This window comes from Nocardioides marmotae (genome assembly GCF_013177455.1).
Lineage (GTDB): Bacteria > Actinomycetota > Actinomycetes > Propionibacteriales > Nocardioidaceae > Nocardioides > Nocardioides marmotae.
On sequence record NZ_CP053660.1, the window covers coordinates 2,538,059 to 2,562,387 of the forward strand.

Here is a 24,329-nt window from a genome sequence, read left to right on the forward strand (position 1 = left end):
CGCTGGCGCTCGCTGCTCAACCAGCGGGAGACGCTGGCGCTCGCCTGCTCGACCAGCGGGTCGGCGTCAGGCGGAGACCATCTGCTTGGTGTTCACGTCGTACCACGTGTCGTCGTAGCCCGGTCCCGTCGGCGGGGTGCTGATCGTGGCCCCACCGACCGGGCTCCCCTGGCGGTCCACGCCGAGCAGCGGCGCGGTGACCGGCTCGGCGGGGTGGTGGCCGAGCTCGCCGGCGAAGTGGCAGGCGACCTTGTGCCGCGGCCCGATCTGCAGCAGCGGCGGCTCGACCCGGGCGCAGATCTCCTGCGCGAGCGGGCAGCGGGTCCGGAACCGGCACCCCGAGGGCGGGTTGATCGGGCTCGGGACGTCGCCCTCGAGCCGGATCCGCTCCCGGCGACCGCCGAGCGTGGCCTGCTTGATGTCGGGGACGGCCGATAGCAGCGCCTGCGTGTACGGGTGGTGGGCGTGGGAGTAGATGCTCTCCCGGTCCGCGATCTCCACGATCTTGCCGAGGTACATCACCGCGACCTCGGGGCAGAAGTGCCGGACCACCGCGAGGTCGTGGGCGATGAAGAGGAACGCGATGTCGAACTCGCGCTGCAGGTCCTGGAGCAGGTTGATGACCTGCGCCTGGATCGAGACGTCGAGCGCCGAGACCGGCTCGTCGGCGACGAGCAGCTTCGGGTTGAGCGTGAGCGCCCGGGCGATGCCGATGCGCTGACGCTGACCGCCGGAGAACTCGTTCGGGTAGCGGTTGTAGTGCTCGGGGTTGAGGCCGACGACCTCGAGCAGCTCCTGGACCCGGGAGAGGATCTGGTTCTTCGGGACCACCTTGTGCACCGCGAGCGGGGCGCCCACGATCGCGCCGACGTTCTGGCGCGGGTTCAGCGAGGTGTAGGGGTCCTGGAAGATCATCTGCACCTCGCGGCGCAGCGGCTTCATCTCCCTGTTCGACACGGTCGCCATGTCGAGGCCGCCGAAGCGCAGGGCGCCGGCGGTCGGCTTGTAGAGCCGGGTGATCAGCCGACCGGTCGTGGACTTGCCGCAACCGGACTCCCCCACCAGGCCGAGGGCGCCGCCCTTGGGGACCTGGAAGGAGATGCCGTCGACGGCCTGCACGTGGCCGACGGTGCGCCGCAGCAGCGCGCCGGACTTCAGCGGGAAGTACATCTTCAGGTCCTCGACCTCGAGCACCGGCTCGGCGGTCGGGTCCAGGGTGTTGGCCGCGTTGGTGCGCTTGGCCAGCTCCTCGAACGGCACGCGGGTCTCCTTCGCGCCGTCCTGGAGCTCCCCGCCCTCGGTGATCTCCGGGTTGTCCGCGCCGGGGTCGACGTTCAGGTCGGACATCAGCTCTCCTCGTCGGGTCGTGCTGCGACGTCGACGCCGGGGTCTCCGGCGGCGAGGTCGGGGGCGATCTCCGGCAGGACCTCGGTCTTGTAGACCGCATCGGGGTCCGCCAGGTGGCAGCGCTTCAGGTGGCCCGGCCCGCGGCTGCCCGGGACCAGGTCCGGGATCGTGGTGGAGCACAGGTCGCCCGGGACCTTGTCCACGTGGGCGCACCGCGGGTGGAACGAGCAGCCGGTCGGCATGCTCAGCAGGCTGGGCGGGTTGCCCGGGATCGGGATCAGCCGCGCGCTGGTGTCGGAGGTGACGTCCGGGACGCTCGAGAGCAGGCCCCAGGTGTACGGCATCTCCGGGTGCGTGAGGATCTCCCGCGTCGGGCCGTACTCCACCGCCCGGCCGGCGTACATGACCAGCACGTCGTCGGCCATCTCGGCGATCACGCCGAGGTCGTGGGTGATGATGATGACCGCGGAGTTGAACTCGCGCTGCAGGTCCTGCAGCAGGTCCAGGATCTGCGCCTGGACGGTCACGTCGAGCGCCGTCGTCGGCTCGTCGGCGATCAGCAGCGAGGGGTCGTTGATCAGGCCCATCGCGATCATCGCGCGCTGCCGCATGCCGCCGGAGAACTGGTGCGGGAAGTCGTCCACGCGCCGGTCCGGCTGCGGGATCCCCACCCGGTCCAGCATCTCGACGGCCTTGCGGCGGGCGTCGCGCTTGCTCGCGCTCGGGTGGTGGACCAGGTAGGCCTCGGCGAGCTGCGAACCGACCTTGTAGAAGGGGTGCAGCGCCGCGAGTGCGTCCTGGAAGATCATCGAGACCTGGTTGCCGCGCAGTTTGCGCATGCGCGACTCACCGAGCCCGATGACCTCGGTGCCGCCGACGCGGATCGACCCGGTGACCTGGGCGGTGCGGGCGTCGTGCAGGCCGAGGACGGCCATGCTCGAGACCGACTTGCCCGAGCCCGACTCACCGACGATGCCGAGGGTCTCCCCCATGCCGACGGAGTAGCTCAGGTCCGCGACGGCGGTGATCAGGCCGTCCTCGGTCGGGAACCGGACCGTCAGGTCGTCGACGACGAGGAACGGCTCGTCGCCGCCCACGGGCGCCGTCGACCGGGACGGCTGGGTGGTCACGGTCACGACAGTCTCACTCTCGGGTCCAGGACGCTGTAGATCAGGTCGACGATCAGGTTGCTGAAGATCAGCACGATGGCGCTGAACAGCGCGGTCGCGGAGACCACCGGCAGGTCACGTCCGTTGACCGCCTGGAGGCTCCAGAACCCGATGCCGTCGATGTCGAAGATGCGCTCGGTGAAGATCGTGCCGGCCAGCAGCGTGCCGAAGTCGATGCCGAAGATCGTCACGACGGGCACCAGGGCGGCGCGGAGGCCGTGCTTGTAGACGACCTTGGTCTGGCTGAGGCCCTTGGCCTTGGCGGTGCGGATGTAGTCCTCCGACAACGCCTCGACCATCGAGCCACGTGCGTACCGGGTGTACTGGGTGCAGCCGAAGATGCCGAGCGCGATCCAGGCCAGCAACAGTCCCGAGAACCACTTGGCCGGGTTCTCGGTGAAGGGGAAGTAGCCGGTCTCCGCGAACAGCGGTATCTCCCACTGGACGGTCAGGAACAACCACGTCAGCAGCGCGAAGAGGTAGTAGGGCACCGAGCTCAGCACGAGGAAGGAGGAGACCAGGGCCTTGTCGGCGAGCGTGCCTCGTCTTCGCGCGGCTGCCACGCCGATGGGGATGCCGAGGATGAGGTACAGGGCGGCACCGCCGAGCGCGACCGAGAAGGTCGCCGGCATCCGCTCCTTCATCTCCTCGAAGACGGGGGTCTTCGTGCGGTAGGAGTAGCCCAGGCACGGGGCCGGGCAGTCGAACTTCTTCGTCGAGCCGAACTGGATCTCGCGGCCGACGAAGACGCCCTTCACGAAGGTGCCGTACTCGGTGTACCAGGGGTTGTTGTACCCCAGGTTCTCCTCGAAGTTGGCGAGCCGTTCGGGGGTGCAGCGGTTGCTGGTGTCGCGGTCGCAGATGGGCTGCGCCGGGCTCGAGGGCCCGAACCAGAAGAGCAGGAAGATGCTGAGCGAGACGAGGAAGACCACCACCACGCCGGACAAGAGCCGCTTGACCAGGTACGCGAACACGCCAGGTCTCTCCTTCTCTGGGACTTCACAGGGACCTGGGGTGCAGGTCCGCGTCGAGCGGGTGGGGCCCCCGGATCCCGGAGGCCCCACCCTTGGTCGATCAGCTCACGATGGAGCGGTCAGGACCGGACGTCACTTGGCGACGTACAGGTCCTTGTAGTTCGGAGCACCCAGGGCACCGTCGCCGGTCGGGTTCCCGATCTTCTCGCCGAAGGCGAAGAGGTCGTTGCGGAACGCGGTCGGGATGATCGGGAAGTACTCGGTGGAGATCTCCTCGTCGAGGGAGCCCCAGGCGTCAGCCTGCTCCTCGAGCGGGAGCTCGTTGATGGCGTCCATCTCCGCGTCGATCGCCGGCTCGGAGAACAGCGCGGTGTTGTACGTCGCACCCGTGCGCAGCAGCGCCGGGAGCATGGTGGAGCCGGACGGCCAGTCCGAGCACCAGTTCACGCCACGCAGGTTCAGGCGCTTGTTGATGTTGTTGCTCGGGTCGGTCCAGATCGTGTACAGCGAGGTCTCGATCGGGACCGGGATCGCGGTGACCTTGAAGCCGGACTCCTCGAGACCCGCCTCGAGCTGCTCCTGGGCGGCCTCGGTGGTCGGGGTGCCCTCGTTGTAGGCCATGGTGATCTCGAACTCGCCCGGCTCGTAGCCGGCCTCGCTCAGGAGCTCCTTCGCCTTCTCGGGGTTGTACGTGAACTGCTCCCCGTCGACGTTGTACTCCTTCTTGCCCGCCATGCCCGGAGGCATGATCGAGTTCGCCGGGACGCGGGTCACGCCGGGCACCTCGCCCGAGGCGAGCCAGGCGTCCTCGTAGCGGTAGGCGTAGGCGAGCGCCTTGCGGACGTTGATGTCGGTGATCTTGGTGTAGTCCGGGGCCCAGAAGCTGGTGCACTGGGCGGACTGCTGGACCAGGCGGTCACCGAGCTTCTCGGTGGCGTCGGCGTAGTTCGACGACGACAGCGAGGCCGAGAGCGAGGTCTGCGACTGGGCGTTGCCGCTCAGCATGATCTGGTCGACCTGGGTCGGGTCGGCGGAGAACTTGAAGACCCACTTGTCCGGGTACTGGTGGCGGGCCGGGTCGCTCTCGGGCACCCACTGGTCGTTGCGGACCAGGACGAGCTCCTCGCTCGGGCGGAAGGACTCGACCTTGTAGGGGCCGGTCGAGAGCGGCTTGCGACCGTACTCCGGCGGCTCGGAGGCGTCGCCCAGCGGAGCCGGGCCCATCGCCATGAACGCGCCCCAGTAGTCCATGTCCGGGAACGGCTTGGCCATCTTGATGGTGACCGTGCGCGCGTCGTTGTCGAAGGTGATCGCGTCGTAGGCGTCGGACTTCTTGGCGTCGGTGTAGGGACCCTTGTACTTGTCCGCACCGGCGAAGAAGTTCACCGAGTACTCGGTGCCCGGGCCGGAGGGGAAGGCAGCGGAGTCGAGCGAGCGCTCGATGCCGAAGGCCACCTCCTCGGCGGTGATCGGGTCGCCGGTCTCCCAGCTGGCGTCCTCGCGGATCGTGAAGGTCCACTCGGTGAAGTCGTCGTTCGGCGTGCCGAGGTCCTCGGCGAGGTCCGGCACGAGGATCATGGTGCCGTCCTCGGTGCGCTTGTACTGCGTCAGCGACCGGTGGGTCAGCGCCTGCTGGATCGAGTTGCCGGTGACCGACCAGCCGTTGGTCGGGTCGAGGTCCTCCGGGCCCGGGTCGTCGGGGAGGTACACCGTCACGGTGCCACCCTCGCTCGCGCCCTCGATGGGCTCGGCGGGGCCCTGGAGCTCCGCGTCCTTGGCGATGTCGGTGTCCGCGTTGCGGAAGCTCTTGTCGGCACCCGGGGTGTCGTCGTCGCTTCCACCTCCGCCGCATGCGGCGAGGGAGAGCAGCGCAGCGCAGGCGACGATCGCCAGCGGCTTGGTCCGTCTCATTGTCCAGCCTTTCTTTCCAGTGGTCGCGCCCGCGAGGAGGATCGTGGGCGGCGTGTGGGGGGCGCGGTCAGCGCCGGGTCTTCGGGTCCATCGCGTCGCGGATGGCGTCACCGAGCAGGTTGAGGGAGAGGACCAGCAGCACGATGCCGAGCAGCGGCTCCCAGAGGTAGAGCGCGTACTTGTCGAACCACGGCACCGCGTCGGAGACCGTCTGGCCCCACGAGGCGCCCGAGGTGACACCGATGCCGAGGAACGCCAGGCCGGCCTCGAGGGCGACGAACGCCGGCAGCGTCAGCGAGACGCTCACGACGATGGGCGCGGCGAGGTTCGGCAGCAGCTCCTTGATCAGGATGCGGTGGGTCGGCATGCCGATCACCCGCGCGGCCTGGATGAACTCCCGCTCGCGCAGCGAGAGGACCTCACCGCGGACCAGGCGGGCCAGGCCCATCCACCCGAAGATCGCCAGGATCGCGATGAGCGACCACCGCTGGATCGTCGGGTAGTTCTCCGAGAGCGCGAACCGGTCGTTGATGATCGGCGCGATCGTCAGGGCGGCGAGCAGGAACGGCACCGTCAGGAAGAAGTCGATGACGAACGAGAGGACCTTGTCCACGATGCCGCCGAGGAAGCCGGCGAGCAGACCCGTGACCACGCCGACGATCGAGGCCACGAGCGTCGCGCTGCCCGCGATGATCAGCGAGGTGCGCGCTCCGTAGAGCCAGTGCGCGAGGTTGTCCGCGCCCGTCTGCGGCGCGATCCCGAACGGGTGCTCGGGGTCGAAGCCGTGGTTCGGCGGGCCGACCTTCGGCAGCTGGGTGGAGAAGTCGAGGACCTGGCTGGGACGACCCGGGTCGAGGGAGACGCCGAACATGTCGGCGATCACCCCCGCGAAGACCGCGATGAGCACGAAGAACAGCGCCACGATCCCGCAGACCACGGCGACCTTGTCCTTCAGCAGCCGACCGAACGCGATCTGCATCGGCGACTTGCCGGCGATCGCCTTGGCTTCCTTCGACGTCGGGTCCGGGGCGGGGGGCTCCTCGCTCAGGTGTCCGAGGGTCTCGGGACCGGCCGTCTGTGCCGACATGCTCACCTCAATGTGGTCCAGGGCCGGGAGAATCCCGACCCGCGCTCTGGTGCGCGCCGGGCGTGACTCTATGTGACGTGCCACGGCGTCGCGATCACTCGCGAGTAACGATCTGGTCTCGACCCTCGGACAGGGTCGTCCGGCGGTTCAGGCCGGGTCCGCAACATCCTTCGCCGGCTCGGCGTCGACACCGGCTTCCTTGCGCTGGGCAGGGGTGATGGGTGCGGGCGCGGCCGTGAGCGGGTCGAACCCGCCACCGGACTTCGGGAAGGCGATGACGTCGCGGATCGAGTCCGCACCGGCGAGGATCGCGCAGATGCGGTCCATGCCCACGGCGATGCCGCCGTGCGGGGGCGCGCCGTACTTGAAGGCGTCGAGGAGGAAGCCGAACTTCTCCTGCGCCTCCTCCTCGCCGATGCCCATCACCGAGAAGACGCGCTTCTGGACGTCCTCGCGGTGGATCCGGATCGACCCGCCGCCGAGCTCGCTGCCGTTGCAGACGATGTCGTAGGCGTAGGCCAGCGCCGCGCCGGGGTTCTCCTCGAGGGTGTCGAGGTACTCCGGCTTGGGGCTGGTGAAGGCGTGGTGCACCGCGGTCCAGGCGCCGGCGCCGACGGCGACGTCGCCGCTGGCGACCGCCTCGCTGGCGGGCTCGAAGAGCGGCGCGTCGACGACCCAGGTGAAGGCGAACGCCGAGGTGTCGATCAGCCCGCAGCGGCGGCCGATCTCCAGGCGCGCCGCGCCGAGGAGGGCGCGGCTGGACTTGGTGGCACCGGCGGCGAAGAAGATGCAGTCGCCCGGCTGGGCGCCGACGTGCGCGGCGAGGCCGGCCTTCTCCTCCTCGGTGAGGTTCTTGGCGACGGGGCCGCCGAGGGTGCCGTCCTCCTGGACGAGCACGTAGGCCAGCCCGCGGGCGCCGCGCTGCTTGGCCCACTCCTGCCAGGCGTCGAGCTGCTTGCGGGGCTGGCTCGCGCCGCCCGGCATGACCACCGCGCCGACGTACTCGGCCTGGAAGACGCGGAAGGGGGTGTCCTTGAAGTACTCGGTGCACTCGACGAGCTCGTTGCCCATCCGCAGGTCGGGCTTGTCCGAGCCGTACTTGGCCATCGCCTCGGCGTAGGTCATCCGCGGGATCGGGCGCGGGATCTCGACGTCGATGAGCGCCCACATCTCGGCGAGGACGTCCTCCATCAGCGCGATGACGTCCTCCTGGTCGACGAAGGACATCTCGATGTCGAGCTGGGTGAACTCCGGCTGCCGGTCGGCGCGGAAGTCCTCGTCGCGGTAGCAGCGCGCGATCTGGTAGTAGCGCTCCATGCCGCCGACCATGAGCAGCTGCTTGAACAGCTGGGGGCTCTGCGGCAGGGCGTACCAGCTGCCCGGGTGCAGGCGCGCCGGGACGAGGAAGTCGCGGGCACCCTCGGGGGTGCTGCGGGTCAGCGTGGGGGTCTCGATCTCGACGAAGTCGTGGCGGTCGAGCACGTCGCGCGCGGCCTTGTTGACCTTGCTGCGCAGGCGGATCGCGGCGGCCGGGCCGGAGCGGCGCAGGTCGAGGTAGCGATACTTGAGGCGGACCTCCTCCCCCACCTCCCCACTCGACGACTGAGCGTCGCTGATGGGGAACGGCAGCGGCGCGGCGGTGCTGAGCACCTCGACCTCGGTGGCGACGACCTCGATCTCGCCGGTGGCGAGGTTGGGGTTCTCGTTGCCCTCCTTGCGCGCGGTCACCTCGCCAGTGACCTTGAGGCAGAACTCCGCGCGCAGCTGGTGGGCGACCTCCTCGTCGCGGATGACGACCTGGACGACGCCGCTGGCCTCGCGGAGGTCGATGAAGGCGACGCCCCCGTGATCGCGTCGGTTGGCCACCCACCCGGCGAGGGTGACGGTCTGGCCGACGTGCTCGGCGCGGAGGGCGCCGGCGTCATGGGTGCGGATCACTGCTTCTGCTCCTTGGCTGGTGGGGTGGTCGAGCCGGTGGCGACCACGACCCGGGGTCGGTGGTCGGCGGCGGGTGGGGTCCAGGTGGCCGGATCAGCGGCGACCTGCTCCCCCGTGCGGATGTCCTTGACCTGGTGGCCGTCGTCGCCGGTGAACCATACGTAGGGGATGCCGCGGCGCTCGGCGTAGCGGATCTGCTTGCCGAACTTCTGCGCGGTCGCGGCGACCTCGCAGGGCACGCCGTTCGCGCGCAGCGCGGTGGCGATGGCGTCGGACTCCTCGCGGGTGTCCTCGCCGGTCAGCGCGACGAGCACGACCGAGGGCACCTTGCGGTCCGCGACGAGCGCGCCGCGGTTGAGCAGCGGGACCAGCACGCGGCTCACGCCGAGGGAGATCCCGACGCCGGGGTACGTCGTGCGGCCGTCGCTGGCCAGCGCGTCGTACCGGCCACCGGAGCAGATCGAGCCGAGCGACTCGCTGCCCTCCAGGCGGGTCTCGAAGACCGTGCCGGTGTAGTAGTCCAGCCCGCGCGCGATGGACAGGTCGGCCTCGATGGTGACCTGGTCGCCGGTCAGCGACGCGCAGCCGCGGAGCAGGGCGGCGAGCTCGGTCAGCCCCTCCTCCAGCAGCGGGTCCTCGACGCCGAGCGCCCGGACGCGGTCGACGAAGGAGTCGTCGGTGCTGCGGATGGTCGCCAGCTCCAGGCAGCGGTCGGCCTGCTCGGGCGAGAGGCCGGCCTCCTCGAGGAGCATGCCGCGCACCGTCTCGGCGGGCAGCTTGTCGAGCTTGTCGACCAGCCGCATCACCTCGGCGGGGTCAGGCGCGCCGAGGCCGGCGTAGAAGCCCTGGATCAGCTTGCGGTTGTTGACCTGGAGCCGGAACGGCGGCAGGCCCAGCACCGCGGGGTCGGTCAGCCGCGAGAGCGCGTCGACCATGACCCGGGTGACCTCGATGTCGTGGTGGAACGGCAGCTCGTCCTTGCCGACGATGTCGATGTCGGCCTGGGTGAACTCCCGGTAGCGGCCGTCCTGCGGGCGCTCGCCGCGCCAGGCCTTCTGCACCTGGTAGCGGCGGAAGGGGAACTCCAGCTTGCCGGCGTTCTCCAGCACGAAGCGGGCGAAGGGCACGGTCAGGTCGAAGTGCAGCCCGAGACCGGAGTCGGCGGCGGTGTCGGTCTCCTGGAGCCGCCGCAGGACGTAGACCTCCTTGGAGGTGTCGCCCTTGCGCAGCAGCTGGTCCATCGGCTCGACGGCGCGGGTCTCGATGCCGGCGAAGCCGTGCAGCTCGAAGACGGTGCGCAGCGTGTCGATGACCTGCTGCTCGACGAAGCGCTGCTCGGGCAGCAGCTCGGGGAACCCGCTGAGCGGGGTCGGCTTGGCCATCGGTCACAGACCTCGCGTCACGGGGGTGGTCGGATTCGCCGGACCGGCGGGATCGGTGTCCTGGAGGTCCAGCAGGAACGGGTTGGTCGCACGCTCACGACCGATCGAGGTCTGCTCCCCGTGGCCGGGCAGGACGACGACGTCGTCGCGCAGCGTCAGCACCTTCTCGCGCAGGCTGCGCAGGATCGTCGGGTGGTCGCCGCCGGGCAGGTCGGTGCGGCCGATGGAGCCGGCGAAGAGCAGGTCACCGGAGAACATGACCTCGCTGACGTCCTGCTGCTCGTACGGCGACCGGAAGGTGACCGAGCCCCGCGTGTGGCCCGGGGTGTGGTCGACGGTGAACCGCAGCCCGGCCAGCTCCAGCTCCTGGCTGTCGGCCAGCTCGCGGACGTCGTCGGGCTCGGCCCAGCTGTACTTCCCGCCGAGGAGCATCTGCGTGGTCTCACGCGACATGCCGGCCATCGGGTCGCTCAGCAGGTGGCGGTCCTCGGGGTGGATCCAGGCGGTGGCGTCGTACGTGCCGGCCACGGGCGCGACGCACCACATGTGGTCGACGTGGCCGTGGGTCACCAGGACCGCGACGGGCTTGAGCCGGTGCTCGCGGACGACCTGGGCGACCCCGTCGGCGGCGTCCTTGCCGGGGTCGATGACGACGCACTCGGCGCCCGGACCGGTGGCGGCGACGTAGCAGTTCGTCCCCCAGGGCCCAGCGGGGAATCCGGCGATCAGCACCCGGTCAGGCTACCCGCGGGTCGGCGTCGCGTTTCCATCGGGATTCGGGTCCGTCCTGCGCGACGCGCGCGGGGAGGCGCCGTACCTGACTAGGATTGCCGCCTGCGTGAGCGAGCCGCCCGCGACCATCGATGCGAGGGACCAGCAGTGACGAGCCATGAGTGGGGCCGTGTCGACGACGACGGCACCGTCTACGTCCGGACCGCAGACGGGGAGCGCCCCGTCGGTCAGTACCCCGAGGGGACCCCCGAGGAGGCGCTGTCCTTCTTCACCGAGCGGTACGCCGCGCTCGCCTTCGAGGTCGAGCTGCTCGAGCAGCGGGTGCGCTCCGGCGTGCTCTCCCCCGAGGAGGCCGCCGAGTCGGTGAAGACCGTCCGCGCCCAGGTGACCGACGCCAACGCCGTCGGCGACCTCGCGGCGCTCGGCGCCCGTCTCGACGCGCTGGGCCCGGTGATCGCGACCCAGCGCGAAGCGCGCCGCGCCGAGAAGGCCGTGAAGTCGGCCGAGGCGAAGGCCGCGAAGGAGAAGCTGGTCGGCGAGGCCGAGAAGCTGGCCCAGGGCTCGGACTGGCGCCACGGCGCCAACCGGCTGCGGGACCTGCTGGAGGAGTGGAAGGCGCTGCCACGCATCGACCGCGCCTCCGACGACGCGCTGTGGCGACGGTTCTCCTCGGCGCGCACGGCGTACACCCGGCGCCGCAAGGCGCACTTCGCGGAGCAGAACGAGAAGCGCGACGCCGCTCGGGTCGTCAAGGAGCGCCTGGTCGTGGAGGCGGAGAAGATCGCCGGCTCGACCGAGTGGGGCCCCACCGCGGGCCGCTACCGCGACCTGATGCGCGACTGGAAGGCCGCCGGGCCCGCACCCAAGGACGTCGACGACGCCCTCTGGAAGCGGTTCCGCGCCGCGCAGGACACCTTCTTCGGGGCCCGGGACGCCGCGGCCGCCGAGCAGGACCAGGAGTTCGCCGCGAACGCCGAGGTCAAGGAGCAGCTGCTCGTCGAGGCCGAGGCGCTGCTGCCGGTCGAGGACGTGGAGGCCGCCAAGCGCGCCTTCCGCGACCTCGCCGAGCGCTGGGACGCCGCCGGCAAGGTCCCGCGCGACCGGATGAAGGAGCTCGAGGGCCGCATCCGCAAGGTCGAGCAGGCCATCCGCGCCGTCGAGGACGAGCAGTGGAAGCGCTCGGACCCCGAGAAGTCCGCCCGCGCCGGTGACCTGGTCCAGAAGCTCGAGACCGCCATCGCCACCGTCCAGGCCGAGCTCGACCAGGCCCGCACCGCCGGCAACGAGAAGAAGGTCCGGGAGCTGGAGGAGAACCTCGCCTCGCGCCAGGCGTTCCTCGAGATGGCCCGGAAGGCCTCCGCGGACTTCTCCGGTTGAGGACGGCCGGGCGAGGGACGAGCCCGGCCGTCCTCGAGGAGGAGGTCGAGCAAGCCCCGCGACCGGGCTTGCGAGGTCGCGACGGGCGTGTCGAGACCCGGTGAGACGAGGCAGGGCGGCGACCGTCGTGGTCGCCGCCCTGCGTCACTTCCGGGGTTTCGACACGCTCGCTGGCGCTCGCTGCTCAACCAGCGGCGGACGCTGGCGCTCGCTGCTCAACCAGCGGTGGACGCTGGCGCTCGCTGCTCAACCAGCGGTGGCGCTGGCGCTCGGTGGTGGTCAGGAGGTGACGCGGTAGGCGTCGAAGACGCCGGGGACCCCGCGGACCGCATTGAGGACCTGGTCGAGGTGCTTGGCCTCGGCCATCTCGAAGGTGAACCGGCTCTTCGCGACGCGATCGCGGGTGGTGGAGAGGTTCGCGCTGAGGATGTTCACGTGCTCATCGGAGAGCGCCATGGTGATGTCGGAGAGCAGGCGGGCCCGGTCGAGCGCCTCGACCTGGATGTTGACCAGGAACGTCGAGGTTCCGGTGGGGGCCCACTCGACGTCGAGCAGCTTCTCGGGCTGGGACTTCAGCGCGGCGGCGTTCGTGCAGTCGTGGCGGTGGACCGAGACTCCCCCGCCCTTGGTGACGAAGCCGAGGATGTCGTCGGGCGGCACGGGCGTGCAGCACTTGGCGAGCTTGACCCAGACGTCGGGCGCGCCCTTGACGATGACGCCGGAGTCGCCGCCTCCGGGCGAGACCTTCGACCGGCCGCGCCGGCCGGTGATCGTGACCGCCTCGGCGAGGTCCTCCTGCGCGGCGTCCTGCCCGCCGTGCTCCTCGATGACCCGCCGGACGACCGCCTGCGCGGACAGGTTGCCCTCGCCGACGGCGGCGTAGAGCGCGGAGACGTCGGCGATGGAGAAGTGCCGGGCGGCGAGGGTCAGCGACTCGTGGGACATCAGCCGCTTGAGGGGCAGCCCCTCCTTGCGCATGAGCTTGGCGATCTGCTCCTTGCCCTGCTCGATGGCCTCCTCGCGGCGCTCCTTGGAGAACCACTGGCGGATCTTGGAGCGGGCCCGCGGCGACTTCACGAAGGTCAGCCAGTCGCGCGAGGGGCCGGCGTTCTCGGACTTGGAGGTGAAGACCTCGACCACGTCGCCGTTCTCGAGCGTGGACTCCAGCGGCACGAGCCGCCCGTTGACGCGCGCGCCGATCGTGTGGTGCCCGACCTCGGTGTGCACGGCGTAGGCGAAGTCGACCGGGGTCGAGCCCGCCGGGAGCGCGATGACGTCGCCGCGCGGGGTGAAGACGTAGGTCTCGGCCCGGTTGATCTCGAAGCGGAGGGACTCCAGGAACTCCCCCGGGTCCTCGACCTCGCTCTGCCAGTCCAGCAGCTGCCGGACCCAGGTCATGTCGTCGCCGTCGGCCTGCCGGTCGGTGTCGAGGCCGGCCCGGCCGTCCTCCTTGTACTTCCAGTGCGCAGCGACGCCGTACTCGGCGCGGCGGTGCATCGCGAAGGTCCGGATCTGCACCTCGACCGGCTTGCCCGAAGGGCCGATCACCGTCGTGTGCAGCGACTGGTACATGTTGAACTTCGGCATCGCGACGTAGTCCTTGAACCGGCCCAGGACAGGGTTCCAGCGCGAGTGCAGGACGCCGAGGACGGAGTAGCAGTCGCGGTCCTCCTCGACGAGGATGCGGATGCCGACCAGGTCGTAGATGTCGGAGAACTCCCGGCCGCCGACGATCATCTTCTGGTAGATCGAGTAGTAGTGCTTCGGCCGACCCGTGACGGTGGCCTTGACCTTCGCCTCGCGCAGGTCGTTCTCGACCTGGCTGATCACCTCGGCGAGGAACTGGTCGCGCGAGGGCGCCCGCTCCGCGACCATCCGCACGATCTCGTCATAGATCTTCGGGTGGAGCGTGGCGAACGCGAGGTCCTCCAGCTCCCACTTGAGGGTGTTCATGCCCAGGCGGTGGGCCAGCGGGGCGTAGATGTCGAGGGTCTCGCGGGCCTTGCGCTCCTGGGTCTCCTGCTTGACGTAGCGCAGGGTCCGCATGTTGTGGAGGCGGTCGGCGAGCTTGATCACGAGGACGCGGATGTCGCGCGACATCGCCACGATCATCTTGCGGATCGTCTCGGCCTCGGCGGTGTCGCCGTAGACCACCTTGTCGAGCTTGGTGACGCCGTCGACGAGCTGGGCCACCTCGTCGCCGAAGTCCGCGCGCAGCGCCTCGAGGGTGTACGGCGTGTCCTCGACCGTGTCGTGCAGGAGCGCGGCGACCAGCGTCGGCTCGGTCATCCCGATGCCGGCGAGGATGGTGGTGACCGCGAGCGGGTGGGTGATGTAGGGGTCGCCGCTCTTGCGCATCTGCGTGCCGTGCATCTTCGCGGCCACGTCGTAGGCGCGCTCGAGGAGGGCGAGGTCGGCCTTCGGGTGGTTCGCACGCACGGCGCGGAACAGCGGCTCGAGGACCGGGTTGGTCGGCTGGCTGCGGGTGCCCATCCGCGCGAGGCGGGCCCGCATCCCGCGGGTGCTGGGCGTCGAGGAGGACGACCCGGCGCCGTCGTGGGGGGCCGGCCGCGGCACCCGCGGCTTGGCGGGCGGGCGCCCGCCGCTCGGGGCGGGGGCGCGGTCCTCGGTCACGTACGCAGTCTAGGCCGTCGCGGCACGGTCAGATGACGGCGAGGCTGTGGACCGGCAGGTCGCCCACGACCGCGCGCCCGTCCAGGAAGCCGAGCTCCATGAGGACGGCGACGGCCACGGGCGTGCCCCCGCAGGCGGCGACCAGCTCGCCCGCGGCCTTGACCGTGCCGCCGGTGGCGAGCACGTCGTCGACCAGCAGCACCCGCTCGCCGGGGGCGATCGCGTCGCGGTGCAGCTCGAGGGTGGCCTCGCCGTACTCCAGGGCGTAGGAGACCGCGTGGGCCTCGCGGGGGAGCTTGCCGGCCTTGCGCACGGGCACGAAGCCCGCGCCCAGCGCGAGCGCGACGGGGGCGCCGAGGATGAACCCGCGCGCCTCCATGCCGACGACCTTGTCCACGACCGTGGCGCCGTCGGCGTCGCGACCGGCGTCCGCGAGCGCCTGGACCACGGCGGTCAGGCCGTCGTGGTCGGCCAGGAGCGGGGTGATGTCCTTGAACACCACCCCGGGCTCGGGGAAGTCCGGCACGTCGACGACGAGCCGGTCGAGCGCCTCCCGGGCGACCTGCGCCCGGGTGGCGCCCACCGCTGCGCTGCCCGCAGGACCGGTCACCGCCACCTACTTCTTCCCGCGCTTGGACCGGGTGACCCGCGACGGCTGCTGCCGGCCGGCCGCACCGCTGGGGCGGACCTCGCCCTTGGTCTGGGGGACGACGCGGCCGCGGCCGCTCGCCTCCGCCCGAACCGGCGAGGCGCCGCCCACGGGCCGGTCGAGGCCGGGCTCGTCGTCGTCGTCGACGTCGTCTCCGTCGGCGACGAGCTCCGGGTCGGACTCGGGGTCCCAGGCCCGCTGGGCCACGGGCGAGTCGGAGGTGACCGCGGGGACCGAGGCGTAGGGGTCGGCGAGCGCCCGGGCCTTGGCCTTCGCGTGCCGCTCCTGGAGCTTGACCTCGGTCTCGGTGGACTTCAGCTGCACCAGGATGCGCGGGGCGAGCACGACCGAGGAGTACACACCGGCCGCCATGCCGACGAACTGCGAGAGGGCGAGGTCCTGCAGCGAGCTCGCACCGAGCTGCACGGCGCTGACCCAGAGGATCGCGCCGATCGGGATCAGCGCGACGATGCCGGTGTTGATCGAGCGCACCAGGGTCTGGTTGACCGCGAGGTTCGTCGCGTCGGCGTAGGACTGGCCCGGCCGCCGGTACTCGTGGGTGTTCTCGCGGACCTTGTCGAAGACCACGACGGTGTCGTAGAGCGAGAAGCCCAAGATCGCCAGCAGACCGGTGACCGCCGAGGGGGTGACCGGGAAGCCGGAGAGCGCGTAGATCCCGACGGTGATCGCGATGTCGTGGAACAGCGCCACGAGCGCGGCCACCGACATCTTCCACTCGCGGAAGTAGAGCCAGATGAAGATCATGACCAGGCCGAGGAACACCGCGACGCCGATGAGGGCGCGCTCGGCGACCTGCTGACCCCAGCTGGCGCCGATCTCGTCCTGGGAGATGTCCTGGAGCGGGTCGTCGACCTCCACCGTCTCGGTGATGGCCTCGACGATGCGGTCGCTCTCCTCCTGGGAGAGGTCCTCGGTCTGGATGAGCAGCGAATCGCCGGCCGTGGTCACGACCGGGGACTCGGCCCCGTCGACGCCGGCGTCCGCGACGGCCGCGCGCAGCGCGTCGGCGTTGTCCTGGGTCGCGGCCGAGGCGCCGACCGCCACGCGGTACTGCGTGCCGCCGGTGAACTCGATGCCGAAGTTGAGGCCCTTGATGACCACGACCCCGATCGCGAGGCCCACCAGCACCAGCGACACGGCGTACCAGAGCGGCCGTCGGCCGACGAAGTCGATCGACCTACGCCCGGTGTAGAGCTCGTTGCCGAGCCGGGAGAACTTGCCCATCAGGCCTTACCTCCAGCGGGGACCCGGTCGATGCCGAGCGTCTCGGGGCTGAGGCCGGAGAGGCGGCCGCCGCCGTTGAAGAACCGGAACCGCGCGAGGTAGGACACCGCCGGCTTGGTGAACCAGAACAGCACCGCCAGGTCGATGAGCGTCGACAGGCCGAGGGCGAAGCCGAAGCCCTTCACCGCGCCGGTGGCGAAGAAGTAGAGCACGGCCGCCGAGAGCAGCGAGACGGTGTTCGCCGCGAGCCGGGTGACCTTGGCCCGCTTCCAGCCGGTCTCGACCGCGACCCGCATCGACTTGCCCTCCCGCATCTCGTCGCGGATGCGCTCGAAGAAGAGGATGAAGGAGTCGGCGGTGACACCGACGGCGATGATCAGTCCGGCGATGCCGGGCAGGGTCAGCGTGAAGCCGGCCGTCTCGCTCAGCAGCAGCACCAACGCGTAGGTGATGGCCGCGGCGACCGCCAGCGAGCCGAGCACGACGATGCCCAGGCCGCGGTAGTAGATCAGGCAGTAGAGCATCACCAGGCCGAGACCGAGCGCGCCGGCCCACAGACCCGCGGAGAGCTGGTCACCGGCGAGCGAGGGGCCGATCGTCTCGGAGGAGACGTCGTCCTGGAACGCGATCGGCAGGGCGCCGAACTTCAGGCTGGTCGCCAGGCTCTGAGCGCTGGACTCGGTGAAGCTGCCCTCGATCTGGGCCTTGCCGTTGGTGATCAGGCCGTTCATCGTCGGCGCGGAGAGCACCTGGCCGTCGAGCACGACGGCGAACTGCTTGCCGTTGCCGACCAGCTTGCGGGAGATGTCGGCGAAGGCCTCGGTGCCGGAGCCGTTGAACTCCAGGGCGACGACCCACTGGACCTGGCCCTGGGGGATCTGCGCCGAGGCGTCGGTCAGCTGGGTGCCCTCGATCGCCGACGGCGAGAGGAGGTACTTCACGACCTGGCCGCGCTCACCGGTGTCGCAGGTGACGAGCGGCTTGTCGGGGTCGTCGACGACGTTCGGCGCGGAGCCGTCCGCCGGGCAGGTGAAGTCGTTGAAGGCCTTGATCGCGGCCTGGTTGGGCGCGTCGGTCCAGGCGAGCGGGTCGTCGGCGTTCTTGCCGCCCTCCGGCGCGGGGATCGGGGCGTTGCCGTTCCCGGCACCGTCGCCGTTCCCGGCGCCGTCGCCGGCCCCCTCGGAGGGCTGACCCGAAGGCTGCTCGGAAGGCTCGGCCGACGGGCTGGAGCTGCTGTCGGCCGAGGGCAGGCTCTTGGCGAAGCCGACCGGCGGGCGGTTGTTGCTGCCCTGCTGGGCGCCGTCGCCGTTGCCCTGACCGTTGCCCTTGCCGTTGCCCTTGCCCTGGCCGTCGCCGTTGCCCTGGCCGTTGCCGTTGTTCGGGTCGATCTGCACCGACGAACCGTCGGGCAGACCGCCGCCCACGTTGGGGTCGATCACGGGGCCGGCGCCGCCGCCGGCGCACGGGCCGGGGTCGAAGTCGGAGCAGGCGACGAGGCGGAAGCGCAGCTGCGCCTGCCGCTTGACGGTCTCGAGGAGGTCGCGGCGCGAGCTGCCGGGGATCTCGACGACGATGATGTTGCTGCCCTCGGTCACCACGTCGGCCTCGGCGACACCGGAGCCGTTGACTCGGTCGTCGATGATCTGGCGGGCCTGCTCCATGCTGTCGTCGGCCGGGTCGCTGTCGGTGGCGACGAGGGTGATGCGCGTGCCGCCCTGGAGGTCCAGGCCGAGCTCGGGCTTCCAGCTGCCGCCGAGGGCGACCAAGCCGTAGAGCAGCGCCGTGCCGAGGAAGAACACCACCAGGGTGCGTCCCGGGCGAGGCTTGCGTGCCATGTCAGATCTCCTCCGGCTCGCCGGCAGCGGCGGGCCCTGGCTGGGTGACGGTTCCGATCGCGCCGCGGGCGACGGTCACGACGACGCCCTCGGCCAGCTGGATCCGTGCGGTGTCGTCGTCGAGGTCGCGGATCGTGCCGAGGAAGCCCGAGGTCAGGACGACCTCGTCACCCACCTTCAACGACGACTGCATGCGGGTGAGTTCCTTCTGGCGCCGGGAAGCCGGCCTGATGATCAGGAGCCAGAAAAGGAGGGCGATGCCGACCAGCGGCAGCAGGGAGGCGAGCTCCACGACGAGACCTCTCGAGCGATGACGGGGAGGCCGCACACCCAGGTCACTCCCGGGGCGGCCGACGGGCAAGCATACCTACGGGGCGACCCGCGGGGACGAATCCCGCGGGGCCCGCGGTTCACTCCTCGAACAGGGCCGGCTCCCCCGCGGCGGCGGCCGGGACGGCGAGCCCGAGGTGCTCCCAGGCGGCCGGGGTGGCGATCCGGCCCCGCGGCGTACGTGCGAGGAACCCGTTGCGGACCAGGAACGGCTCGGCGACCTCCTCGACGGTCTCCCGCTCCTCCCCCACCGCGACGGCGAGGGTCGAGATGCCGACCGGCCCGCCACCGAAGCGGCGGCACAGCGCGTCCAGGACGGCGCGGTCGAGGCGGTCCAGGCCCAGCTCGTCGACCTCGTAGAGGTCGAGCGCGGCTTCAGCGACCGCCCGGGTGACCACGCCGTCGGCGCGGACCTGGGCGTAGTCGCGGACCCGGCGCAGCAGCCGGTTGGCGATCCGGGGCGTGCCGCGGGAGCGGGACGCGATCTCGGCGCTGCCCTCGTCGGTCAGGTCGACGCCGAGCAGGCCCGCGGAGCGGTGGACGATGAGGTCGAGCTCGTGGGGCTCGTAGAACTCCAGGTGGGCGGTGAAGCCGAACCGGTCGCGCAGGGGGCCCGGGAGCAGGCCGGCGCGGGTGGTCGCCCCGACCAGGGTGAACGGCGGCAGGTCGAGCGGGATCGCGGTGGCGCCGGGGCCCTTGCCGATGATGACGTCGACGCGGAAGTCCTCCATCGCCATGTAGAGCATCTCCTCGGCCGGGCGGGACATCCGGTGGATCTCGTCGACGAAGAGCACCTCGCCCTCGTTCATGCCGGACAAGATGGCGGCGAGGTCGCCGGCGTGGGTGATGGCCGGACCGCTGGTCAGCCGCAGCGGCGCGGCCATCTCGGCGGCGATGATCATCGCCAGCGTGGTCTTGCCCAGGCCCGGCGGGCCGCTGAGCAGGACGTGGTCGGGCGCGCGCCCCCGGCGGCGGGCGGCCTCCAGGACCAGGCCGAGCTGGTCGCGCACCCGGGCCTGGCCGACCACCTCGTCGAGGGTGCGGGGCCGCAGCGCCGCCTCGACCGCGCGCTCGTCGCCGTCGGCCTCCGCCGCGGTGATGGACCGCAGGTGGGTCTCCTCGGCCTCGGCGAGCTCGTCCTCGTGGAAGGGCACCGGGCTCAGGCCTTGCTGAGGGCGCGCAGGGCCGCGCGCAGGAGGGTGGCCACGTCGGGCGCGTCACCGGCGTCGGGGGCGACCGCGTCGACGGCCTTCTCGGCGTCCTTGGCCGACCAGCCGAGGCCGACCAGTCCCTGGTGCACCTGGTCGCGCCACGGCTCGGCGCTCGCCGCCGCCGGGGTGACGCCCGGGCCGACGGGCGGGCCGATCCGGTCCTTGAGCTCGAGGATGATCCGCTGGGCGCCCTTCTGCCCGATGCCGGGCACGCGGGTCAGGGTCTTGACGTCGTCGCTGGAGATCGCGCGGCGTACGTCGTCGGGGCTGAGCACCGCGACCATGGCCTGGGCGACCTTGGGGCCGACGCCGGAGGCGGTCTGCACGAGCTCGAAGATGCTCTTCTCGTCCTCGTCGGCGAACCCGAAGAGGGTCAGGGAGTCCTCCCGGACCACCATGCTGGTGGCGAGCGTCGCGCCCTGGCCGGCGCGCAGGCCGGCGAGCGTGCCGGGGGTGCACATCAGCTCCAGGCCGACCCCGCCGACCTCGAGCACCGCGCTGGTGAGGGTGACCCCGGCGACCTGGCCGCGGACGAAGGCGATCAACGTCGGTTCCTCCCCGCCGCCGCGAGGGCGGCGTCGATGCGTGCTTGGGCGCCTCCGCGCCAGATGTGGGTGATGGCCAGGGCGAGCGCGTCGGCCGCGTCGGCGGGCTTCGGCATCGCGTCGAGCCGCAGGATCCGCGTGACCATCGCCCCGACCTGCGCCTTGTCGGCCCGGCCGTTGCCGGAGACCGCGGCCTTGACCTCGCTCGGCGTGTGCAGCGCGATCGGCAGCCCGCGGCGGGCGGCGCAGACCATCGCGATGCCGCTGGCCTGCGCGGTGCCCATCACGGTGCTGACGTCGGAGCGGGCGAAGACGCGCTCGACGGCGACCGCGTCGGGCCGGTGCTCCTCGATCCAGGCGTCCACGCCCTTCTCGATGGTCACCAGCCGCTCGGCGACCGGCCGGTCGGCGCTGGTGCGCAGCACGTTGACGTCGACCAGGCTCAGCGGTCGCCCGACCGAGCCCTCCACGACCCCCATGCCGCACCGGGTCAGACCGGGGTCGATCCCGAGCACACGCATGGTCAGCCTTCCGTCGAACGTCTGTTCGGGAGGAACGCTACGGTGCGCCTCCGACGGACGTGCCACCGACACGCCGGACACGCCCGTCGAGGGCGTGCCCCGACGTACCGGAGGGGCAGCGCGGGTGGCCTCAGGCGTCCTCGAGCTCGGCCATCACGTCGGCGGGGACGTCGACGTTGCTGAAGACCTCCTGCACGTCGTCGAGGTCCTCGACGGCGTCGATGAGCTTGAAGACCTTCGTCGCGGCGGCCGCGTCGACGGGGATCTCCATCGTGGCGACGAACTGGGCGTCGGCGGAGTCGTAGTCGAGGCCTGCTGCCTGCAGCGCGGTGCGGACCGCGACGAGGTCGGTGGCCTCGGAGATCACCTGGAACTGCTCGCCGAGGTCGTTGACCTCCTCGGCGCCGGCGTCGAGGGTGGCCTCGAGGACGTCGTCCTCGGTGACCTCCTTGCCGTCCTGCTCCTTGGCCACGACGACCACGCCCTTGCGGTGGAACAGGCGCGAGACCGAGCCGGGGTCGGCCATCGTGCCGCCGTTGCGGGAGACGGCGGTGCGGACCTCCATCGCGGCGCGGTTCTTGTTGTCGGTCAGGCACTCGACGAGGATCCCGACGCCCTGCGCGCCGTAGACCTCGTACATGATCGTCTGGTAGTCCGCGCCGCCGGTCTCGGCACCGGAGCCGCGCTTGACGGCGCGGTCGATGTTGTCGTTGGGGACCGAGGACTTCTTGGCCTTCTGGATCGCGTCGTAGAGCGTCGGGTTGCCCGACGGGTCGCCACCGCCCATGCGGGCCGCGACCTCGACGTTCTTGATCAGCTTGGCGAACATCTTGCCGCGCTTGGCGTCGATGGCGGCCTTCTTGTGCTTCGTGGTCGCCCACTTGGAGTGGCCTGACATGCGTCCCTCTTCCCGCGCCGGTCGTGTGAGGTGCAGGCCCCTGCACCGACCGACGATCCTACCGGCCGCTCAGCCGGCGATCTCCACGAACATCCGGTGGACCCGGCCGTCGCCGCCGACCTCGGGGTGGAAGGAGGTCGCCAGCAGGGCCCCCTGGCGTACGGCGACGGGGTGGCCGGCCGCGACGGCGAGGACCTCCACGCCGGGCCCGGCCTCCTCGACCCAGGGCGCCCGGATGAACACGGCGTGCACCGGGTCGGCGAGCCCGGCGAGGTCCAGGTCGGTCTCGAAGGAGTCGACCTGCCGGCCGAAGGCGTTGCGCCGCACGGTCACGTCGAGGCCACCGACGCTCTCCTGGCCGGCGACGCCGTCGCGGACCCGGTCGGCGAGCAGGATCATCCCCGCGCACGTCCCGAAGGCCGGCATGCCGCCGGCGACGCGCGCCCGCAGCGGCTCGAGCAGCTCGAAGGTGCGCAACAGCCGCGCCATGGTGGTCGACTCCCCGCCGGGCAGGACCAGCCCGTCGACCGCCGCGAGCTCCTCGGGGCGGCGGACGGTGGTCGCCCGCGCCCCCAGGTCGGTCAGGGCCCGGACGTGCTCGCGGACGTCGCCTTGGAGGGCGAGGACTCCGATGGTGGGTGGCACGATCCATCAGCGTAGGACGCTGACCCCAGGTGGATCACCACTGGCTGCACCGGAACGAGAGGCCCTGGAAGATGGTGCGGCTGATCGCCCCGTCGGACGTCCATCCCCCGGCTGGCGTGACGCCACGGATCTCGACGTCGATGTCCCCGGTGTAGAGGCCCAGACCGAGAACCGACTTCTCCAGCGTGTGGGTGCTCTCCGCTACGACGGTCGACCACGAACGCTCCTGGGAGAGCAAGGGCTTCCAGCTGACCCGGACGCGGTAGCGCTGATTGCTCGGGGCGCTCGCGACCGGTGTCCAGCTCAGCAGCACGGTGCCGCTGCTGCTTCGCCCGTTCTCGCATCCCACCGAACCCGTGGGCGAACCCACCTGGAGCGCGGAGAACGTGCCGGTCGCGACCGTCGGTCCGTCGGTGAAAGCTGCCTGGGTGCCGGCGGCGGCCGAGCCCAGCACGCCGGCGCAGGTCACGAGCAGCAGGATGACCATCGCGGCCAGACGCGGACTCTTCCCTGAACCGGCGCGATGCCTCCGCCTCATTTCGCGACCTGGGTGGCATGGATGACGAGCGAAGCACTCCCCGGCTTGCCCTGAAGGTCGTTCCCGGCGTTGCTGTTCAGCCGTGCGACGACGCAGATGGTCTCGCTCGCACCGATCCCGAGCGACCGCTTCACCACGAGCGCGGACGGCGTCGCGGTGAGACGGGTGGTGTTCTGGTCGGTGGCGACGGTGGCACCGCACGAACCCCGGCGGTCTCCCCCGGCGACCGTCCCGGTGTTGGCTGCGTCGACCCCGACGGCCACCGAGTACTGGAGGCCGTTTGCACCGGCGAGCGCCCCGGTCCCGGTGCCGCTGATGTCGTAGACGAGGGGAAGGGACCCCACGTTCTTCACCGGGAAGGACGCGGCCACGCTCTCGCCGGGGAGCATGTTCTGCAGAGCCAGGGCTCCCAGCGTCGTGGAGCCGCCGTTGTTCGAGGGGCCCGCGAGCTGGCCGTTCACGGTGATGTCCAGCGATCCGGACTGGAAGTCGCCGCTGGACACCGTGGCCCGGTCGGTCCAGAAGGCGAAGGTCCCCTGGCCGCCCATGAGGACGACGACGGCGCCGAGGAGCGCGGCGGTCGCGATCGCGGCCCGGCGGCGGCGGGGTGGCCGCTCGAGGCGGTGGGCTGCGTGCTTCATGTGTCGCTCCTCTCGAGGTGTCGGGCTGGTCCTGCGGGTCAGTGCGTGGCGCGGCGGGCGGGCCGTGGCTCGCGCCTGGTGCGACGTCGGTCGCGCGCCTCGCCGGTGAACAGGCCGAGGGCGTAGAGGATGAGGGCGGTCGCCACGCCGTGCACGGCGAGCTGGCGCTGGTCGCCGGTGAGGACGTTGTTGGCGTAGCCGAGCTTCGGCAGCGAGTACCAGAGCACGCCGCGCACCGACTCCGCCGGCCGCCAGCCCTCGTCGGGGGTCTCGTTGGCGTCACCCTGGGTGAGGAACTCCGGCCGGCCCTCCGGGCCCGGCCGGACCGCGATCACCCGATGCGTGACGACCTGCGGCTTGCCGGACTCGATCTGGAAGGTGACGACCTCCCCGATCCTGATGTCCTCGGCCGGCGTCGGTCGGGTGACGATCAGGGTGCCGGGCGGTAGGCCCGGCTCCATCGAACCGGTCAGCACCGTGAACGGCGTGCCGCCGGCGATCCGAGGCACGAGGACCGCGGCGGTCAGCACGCCGAGCAGCGCCAGGATGAGGACCCAGTTGAGGACCTGGGCCACGAACCCCAGCACGGAACCCCGGCGGGACCCATGCCCCGGGTCCGGTGCGGACGAAGCCGGTGGACGCGACGGGCGGGCCGAGGCCGACGCAGCACCCGCCGCCGGACCGAGCTTGCGCGCAGGCCGTGCGGGCGCGCCGCGCAGG

22 protein-coding genes are annotated in these 24,329 nt (G+C 71.2%); 1 reads left to right on the forward strand and 21 read right to left on the reverse strand.

Going from position 1 to position 24,329, the window contains the following annotated elements; translation table 11 throughout:
- Nucleotides 1-66: 66 nt before the first annotated feature.
- The 8 genes from HPC71_RS12245 to HPC71_RS12280 all read right to left on the reverse strand — a co-directional run bounded on the left by HPC71_RS12245 (nt 67) and on the right by HPC71_RS12280 (nt 10,540).
- Complete coding sequence (locus HPC71_RS12245; RefSeq protein ID WP_230084702.1) at nt 67-1,170, reverse strand: ABC transporter ATP-binding protein; 1,104 nt, start codon at nt 1,168-1,170, stop codon at nt 67-69.
- 176 nt (nt 1,171-1,346) lie between these two features.
- Complete coding sequence (locus tag HPC71_RS12250) at nt 1,347-2,477, reverse strand: ABC transporter ATP-binding protein (RefSeq protein WP_257866265.1); 1,131 nt, start codon at nt 2,475-2,477, stop codon at nt 1,347-1,349.
- A 2-nt stretch (nt 2,478-2,479) separates the two neighbouring features.
- Nucleotides 2,480-3,490 carry an ABC transporter permease gene (locus tag HPC71_RS12255; RefSeq protein WP_154617397.1) on the reverse strand — a complete coding sequence of 337 codons (1,011 nt, stop codon included), beginning with the start codon at nt 3,488-3,490 and terminating at the stop codon, nt 2,480-2,482.
- Between the two features lie 132 nt (nt 3,491-3,622).
- Nucleotides 3,623-5,401 carry an ABC transporter substrate-binding protein gene (locus tag HPC71_RS12260; protein WP_154617395.1) on the reverse strand — a complete coding sequence of 593 codons (1,779 nt, stop codon included), beginning with the start codon at nt 5,399-5,401 and terminating at the stop codon, nt 3,623-3,625.
- A 67-nt stretch (nt 5,402-5,468) separates the two neighbouring features.
- On the reverse strand, nt 5,469-6,488 hold the full coding sequence (locus HPC71_RS12265) for an ABC transporter permease (protein WP_154617393.1): 1,020 nt from the start codon (nt 6,486-6,488) through the stop codon (nt 5,469-5,471).
- Between the two features lie 147 nt (nt 6,489-6,635).
- On the reverse strand, nt 6,636-8,426 hold the full coding sequence (gene aspS / locus HPC71_RS12270) for an aspartate--tRNA ligase (protein ID WP_171896748.1): 1,791 nt from the start codon (nt 8,424-8,426) through the stop codon (nt 6,636-6,638).
- Nucleotides 8,423-9,808 carry a histidine--tRNA ligase gene (gene hisS, locus HPC71_RS12275; protein ID WP_154617389.1) on the reverse strand — a complete coding sequence of 462 codons (1,386 nt, stop codon included), beginning with the start codon at nt 9,806-9,808 and terminating at the stop codon, nt 8,423-8,425. The genes aspS and hisS overlap by 4 nt, the downstream gene beginning before the upstream one ends.
- Nucleotides 9,809-9,811: 3 nt before the next feature.
- The gene (locus HPC71_RS12280) at nt 9,812-10,540 is read right to left on the reverse strand and encodes an MBL fold metallo-hydrolase (RefSeq protein WP_171896749.1); all 729 of its coding nucleotides are present in this window, start codon (nt 10,538-10,540) and stop codon (nt 9,812-9,814) included.
- A gap of 147 nt (nt 10,541-10,687) precedes the next feature.
- Here HPC71_RS12280 and HPC71_RS12285 point away from each other — a divergent pair, with 147 nt between their 5' ends.
- Nucleotides 10,688-11,917 (forward strand): DUF349 domain-containing protein, encoded by a 1,230-nt coding sequence (locus HPC71_RS12285; RefSeq protein WP_171896750.1) that lies wholly within the window; start codon nt 10,688-10,690, stop codon nt 11,915-11,917.
- 279 nt (nt 11,918-12,196) lie between these two features.
- Here HPC71_RS12285 and HPC71_RS12290 read toward each other — a convergent pair whose 3' ends face one another.
- The 13 genes from HPC71_RS12290 to HPC71_RS12350 form a co-directional block, all read right to left on the reverse strand.
- Nucleotides 12,197-14,551: a RelA/SpoT family protein gene (locus HPC71_RS12290; RefSeq protein WP_394370164.1), complete on the reverse strand. Its 2,355-nt coding sequence runs from the start codon at nt 14,549-14,551 to the stop codon at nt 12,197-12,199.
- Between the two features lie 28 nt (nt 14,552-14,579).
- On the reverse strand, nt 14,580-15,134 hold the full coding sequence (locus tag HPC71_RS12295; RefSeq protein WP_171897311.1) for an adenine phosphoribosyltransferase: 555 nt from the start codon (nt 15,132-15,134) through the stop codon (nt 14,580-14,582).
- A 33-nt stretch (nt 15,135-15,167) separates the two neighbouring features.
- Nucleotides 15,168-16,445 carry a protein translocase subunit SecF gene (gene secF, locus HPC71_RS12300; protein ID WP_154617386.1) on the reverse strand — a complete coding sequence of 426 codons (1,278 nt, stop codon included), beginning with the start codon at nt 16,443-16,445 and terminating at the stop codon, nt 15,168-15,170.
- The gene (secD, locus tag HPC71_RS12305; RefSeq protein WP_154617384.1) at nt 16,445-18,280 is read right to left on the reverse strand and encodes a protein translocase subunit SecD; all 1,836 of its coding nucleotides are present in this window, start codon (nt 18,278-18,280) and stop codon (nt 16,445-16,447) included. The genes secF and secD overlap by 1 nt, the downstream gene beginning before the upstream one ends.
- Before the next feature lies 1 nt (nt 18,281).
- Nucleotides 18,282-18,572: a preprotein translocase subunit YajC gene (gene yajC / locus HPC71_RS12310; RefSeq protein WP_171896751.1), complete on the reverse strand. Its 291-nt coding sequence runs from the start codon at nt 18,570-18,572 to the stop codon at nt 18,282-18,284.
- Between the two features lie 118 nt (nt 18,573-18,690).
- On the reverse strand, nt 18,691-19,764 hold the full coding sequence (gene ruvB / locus HPC71_RS12315; RefSeq protein ID WP_216656406.1) for a Holliday junction branch migration DNA helicase RuvB: 1,074 nt from the start codon (nt 19,762-19,764) through the stop codon (nt 18,691-18,693).
- A gap of 5 nt (nt 19,765-19,769) precedes the next feature.
- Nucleotides 19,770-20,366, reverse strand: a complete 597-nt coding sequence (gene ruvA / locus HPC71_RS12320) for a Holliday junction branch migration protein RuvA (protein ID WP_154617382.1) — start codon at nt 20,364-20,366, stop codon at nt 19,770-19,772.
- Nucleotides 20,363-20,887 (reverse strand): crossover junction endodeoxyribonuclease RuvC, encoded by a 525-nt coding sequence (gene ruvC, locus HPC71_RS12325; RefSeq protein WP_154617380.1) that lies wholly within the window; start codon nt 20,885-20,887, stop codon nt 20,363-20,365. The genes ruvA and ruvC overlap by 4 nt, the downstream gene beginning before the upstream one ends.
- Nucleotides 20,888-21,017: 130 nt before the next feature.
- Nucleotides 21,018-21,785 (reverse strand): YebC/PmpR family DNA-binding transcriptional regulator, encoded by a 768-nt coding sequence (locus HPC71_RS12330; RefSeq protein ID WP_154617378.1) that lies wholly within the window; start codon nt 21,783-21,785, stop codon nt 21,018-21,020.
- A 69-nt stretch (nt 21,786-21,854) separates the two neighbouring features.
- Nucleotides 21,855-22,433 carry a pyridoxal 5'-phosphate synthase glutaminase subunit PdxT gene (gene pdxT, locus HPC71_RS12335; RefSeq protein ID WP_171897313.1) on the reverse strand — a complete coding sequence of 193 codons (579 nt, stop codon included), beginning with the start codon at nt 22,431-22,433 and terminating at the stop codon, nt 21,855-21,857.
- A gap of 31 nt (nt 22,434-22,464) precedes the next feature.
- On the reverse strand, nt 22,465-22,917 hold the full coding sequence (locus tag HPC71_RS12340; RefSeq protein WP_154617376.1) for a hypothetical protein: 453 nt from the start codon (nt 22,915-22,917) through the stop codon (nt 22,465-22,467).
- A 47-nt stretch (nt 22,918-22,964) separates the two neighbouring features.
- On the reverse strand, nt 22,965-23,609 hold the full coding sequence (locus HPC71_RS12345) for a TasA family protein (protein ID WP_154617374.1): 645 nt from the start codon (nt 23,607-23,609) through the stop codon (nt 22,965-22,967).
- Nucleotides 23,610-23,647: 38 nt separating this feature from the next.
- Nucleotides 23,648-24,184 (reverse strand): signal peptidase I, encoded by a 537-nt coding sequence (locus HPC71_RS12350; RefSeq protein WP_253943700.1) that lies wholly within the window; start codon nt 24,182-24,184, stop codon nt 23,648-23,650.
- Between the last annotated feature and the right edge of the window lie 145 nt (nt 24,185-24,329).

What these genes read in the sequence shown, in the direction of transcription:
- ruvC (WP_154617380.1), bottom strand. Translation starts at nt 20,887, where the DNA reads ATGCGTGTGCTCGGGATCGACCCCGGTCTGACCCGGTGCGGCATGGGG.
- HPC71_RS12330 (WP_154617378.1), bottom strand. Translation starts at nt 21,785, where the DNA reads ATGTCAGGCCACTCCAAGTGGGCGACCACGAAGCACAAGAAGGCCGCC.
- HPC71_RS12265 (WP_154617393.1), bottom strand. Translation starts at nt 6,488, where the DNA reads ATGTCGGCACAGACGGCCGGTCCCGAGACCCTCGGACACCTGAGCGAG.
- HPC71_RS12345 (WP_154617374.1), bottom strand. Translation starts at nt 23,609, where the DNA reads ATGAAGCACGCAGCCCACCGCCTCGAGCGGCCACCCCGCCGCCGCCGG.
- secD (WP_154617384.1), bottom strand. Translation starts at nt 18,280, where the DNA reads ATGGCACGCAAGCCTCGCCCGGGACGCACCCTGGTGGTGTTCTTCCTC.
- HPC71_RS12245 (WP_230084702.1), bottom strand. Translation starts at nt 1,170, where the DNA reads ATGTACTTCCCGCTGAAGTCCGGCGCGCTGCTGCGGCGCACCGTCGGC.
- hisS (WP_154617389.1), bottom strand. Translation starts at nt 9,808, where the DNA reads ATGGCCAAGCCGACCCCGCTCAGCGGGTTCCCCGAGCTGCTGCCCGAG.
- HPC71_RS12260 (WP_154617395.1), bottom strand. Translation starts at nt 5,401, where the DNA reads ATGAGACGGACCAAGCCGCTGGCGATCGTCGCCTGCGCTGCGCTGCTC.
- HPC71_RS12340 (WP_154617376.1), bottom strand. Translation starts at nt 22,917, where the DNA reads ATGGTCATCCTGCTGCTCGTGACCTGCGCCGGCGTGCTGGGCTCGGCC.
- secF (WP_154617386.1), bottom strand. Translation starts at nt 16,445, where the DNA reads ATGGGCAAGTTCTCCCGGCTCGGCAACGAGCTCTACACCGGGCGTAGG.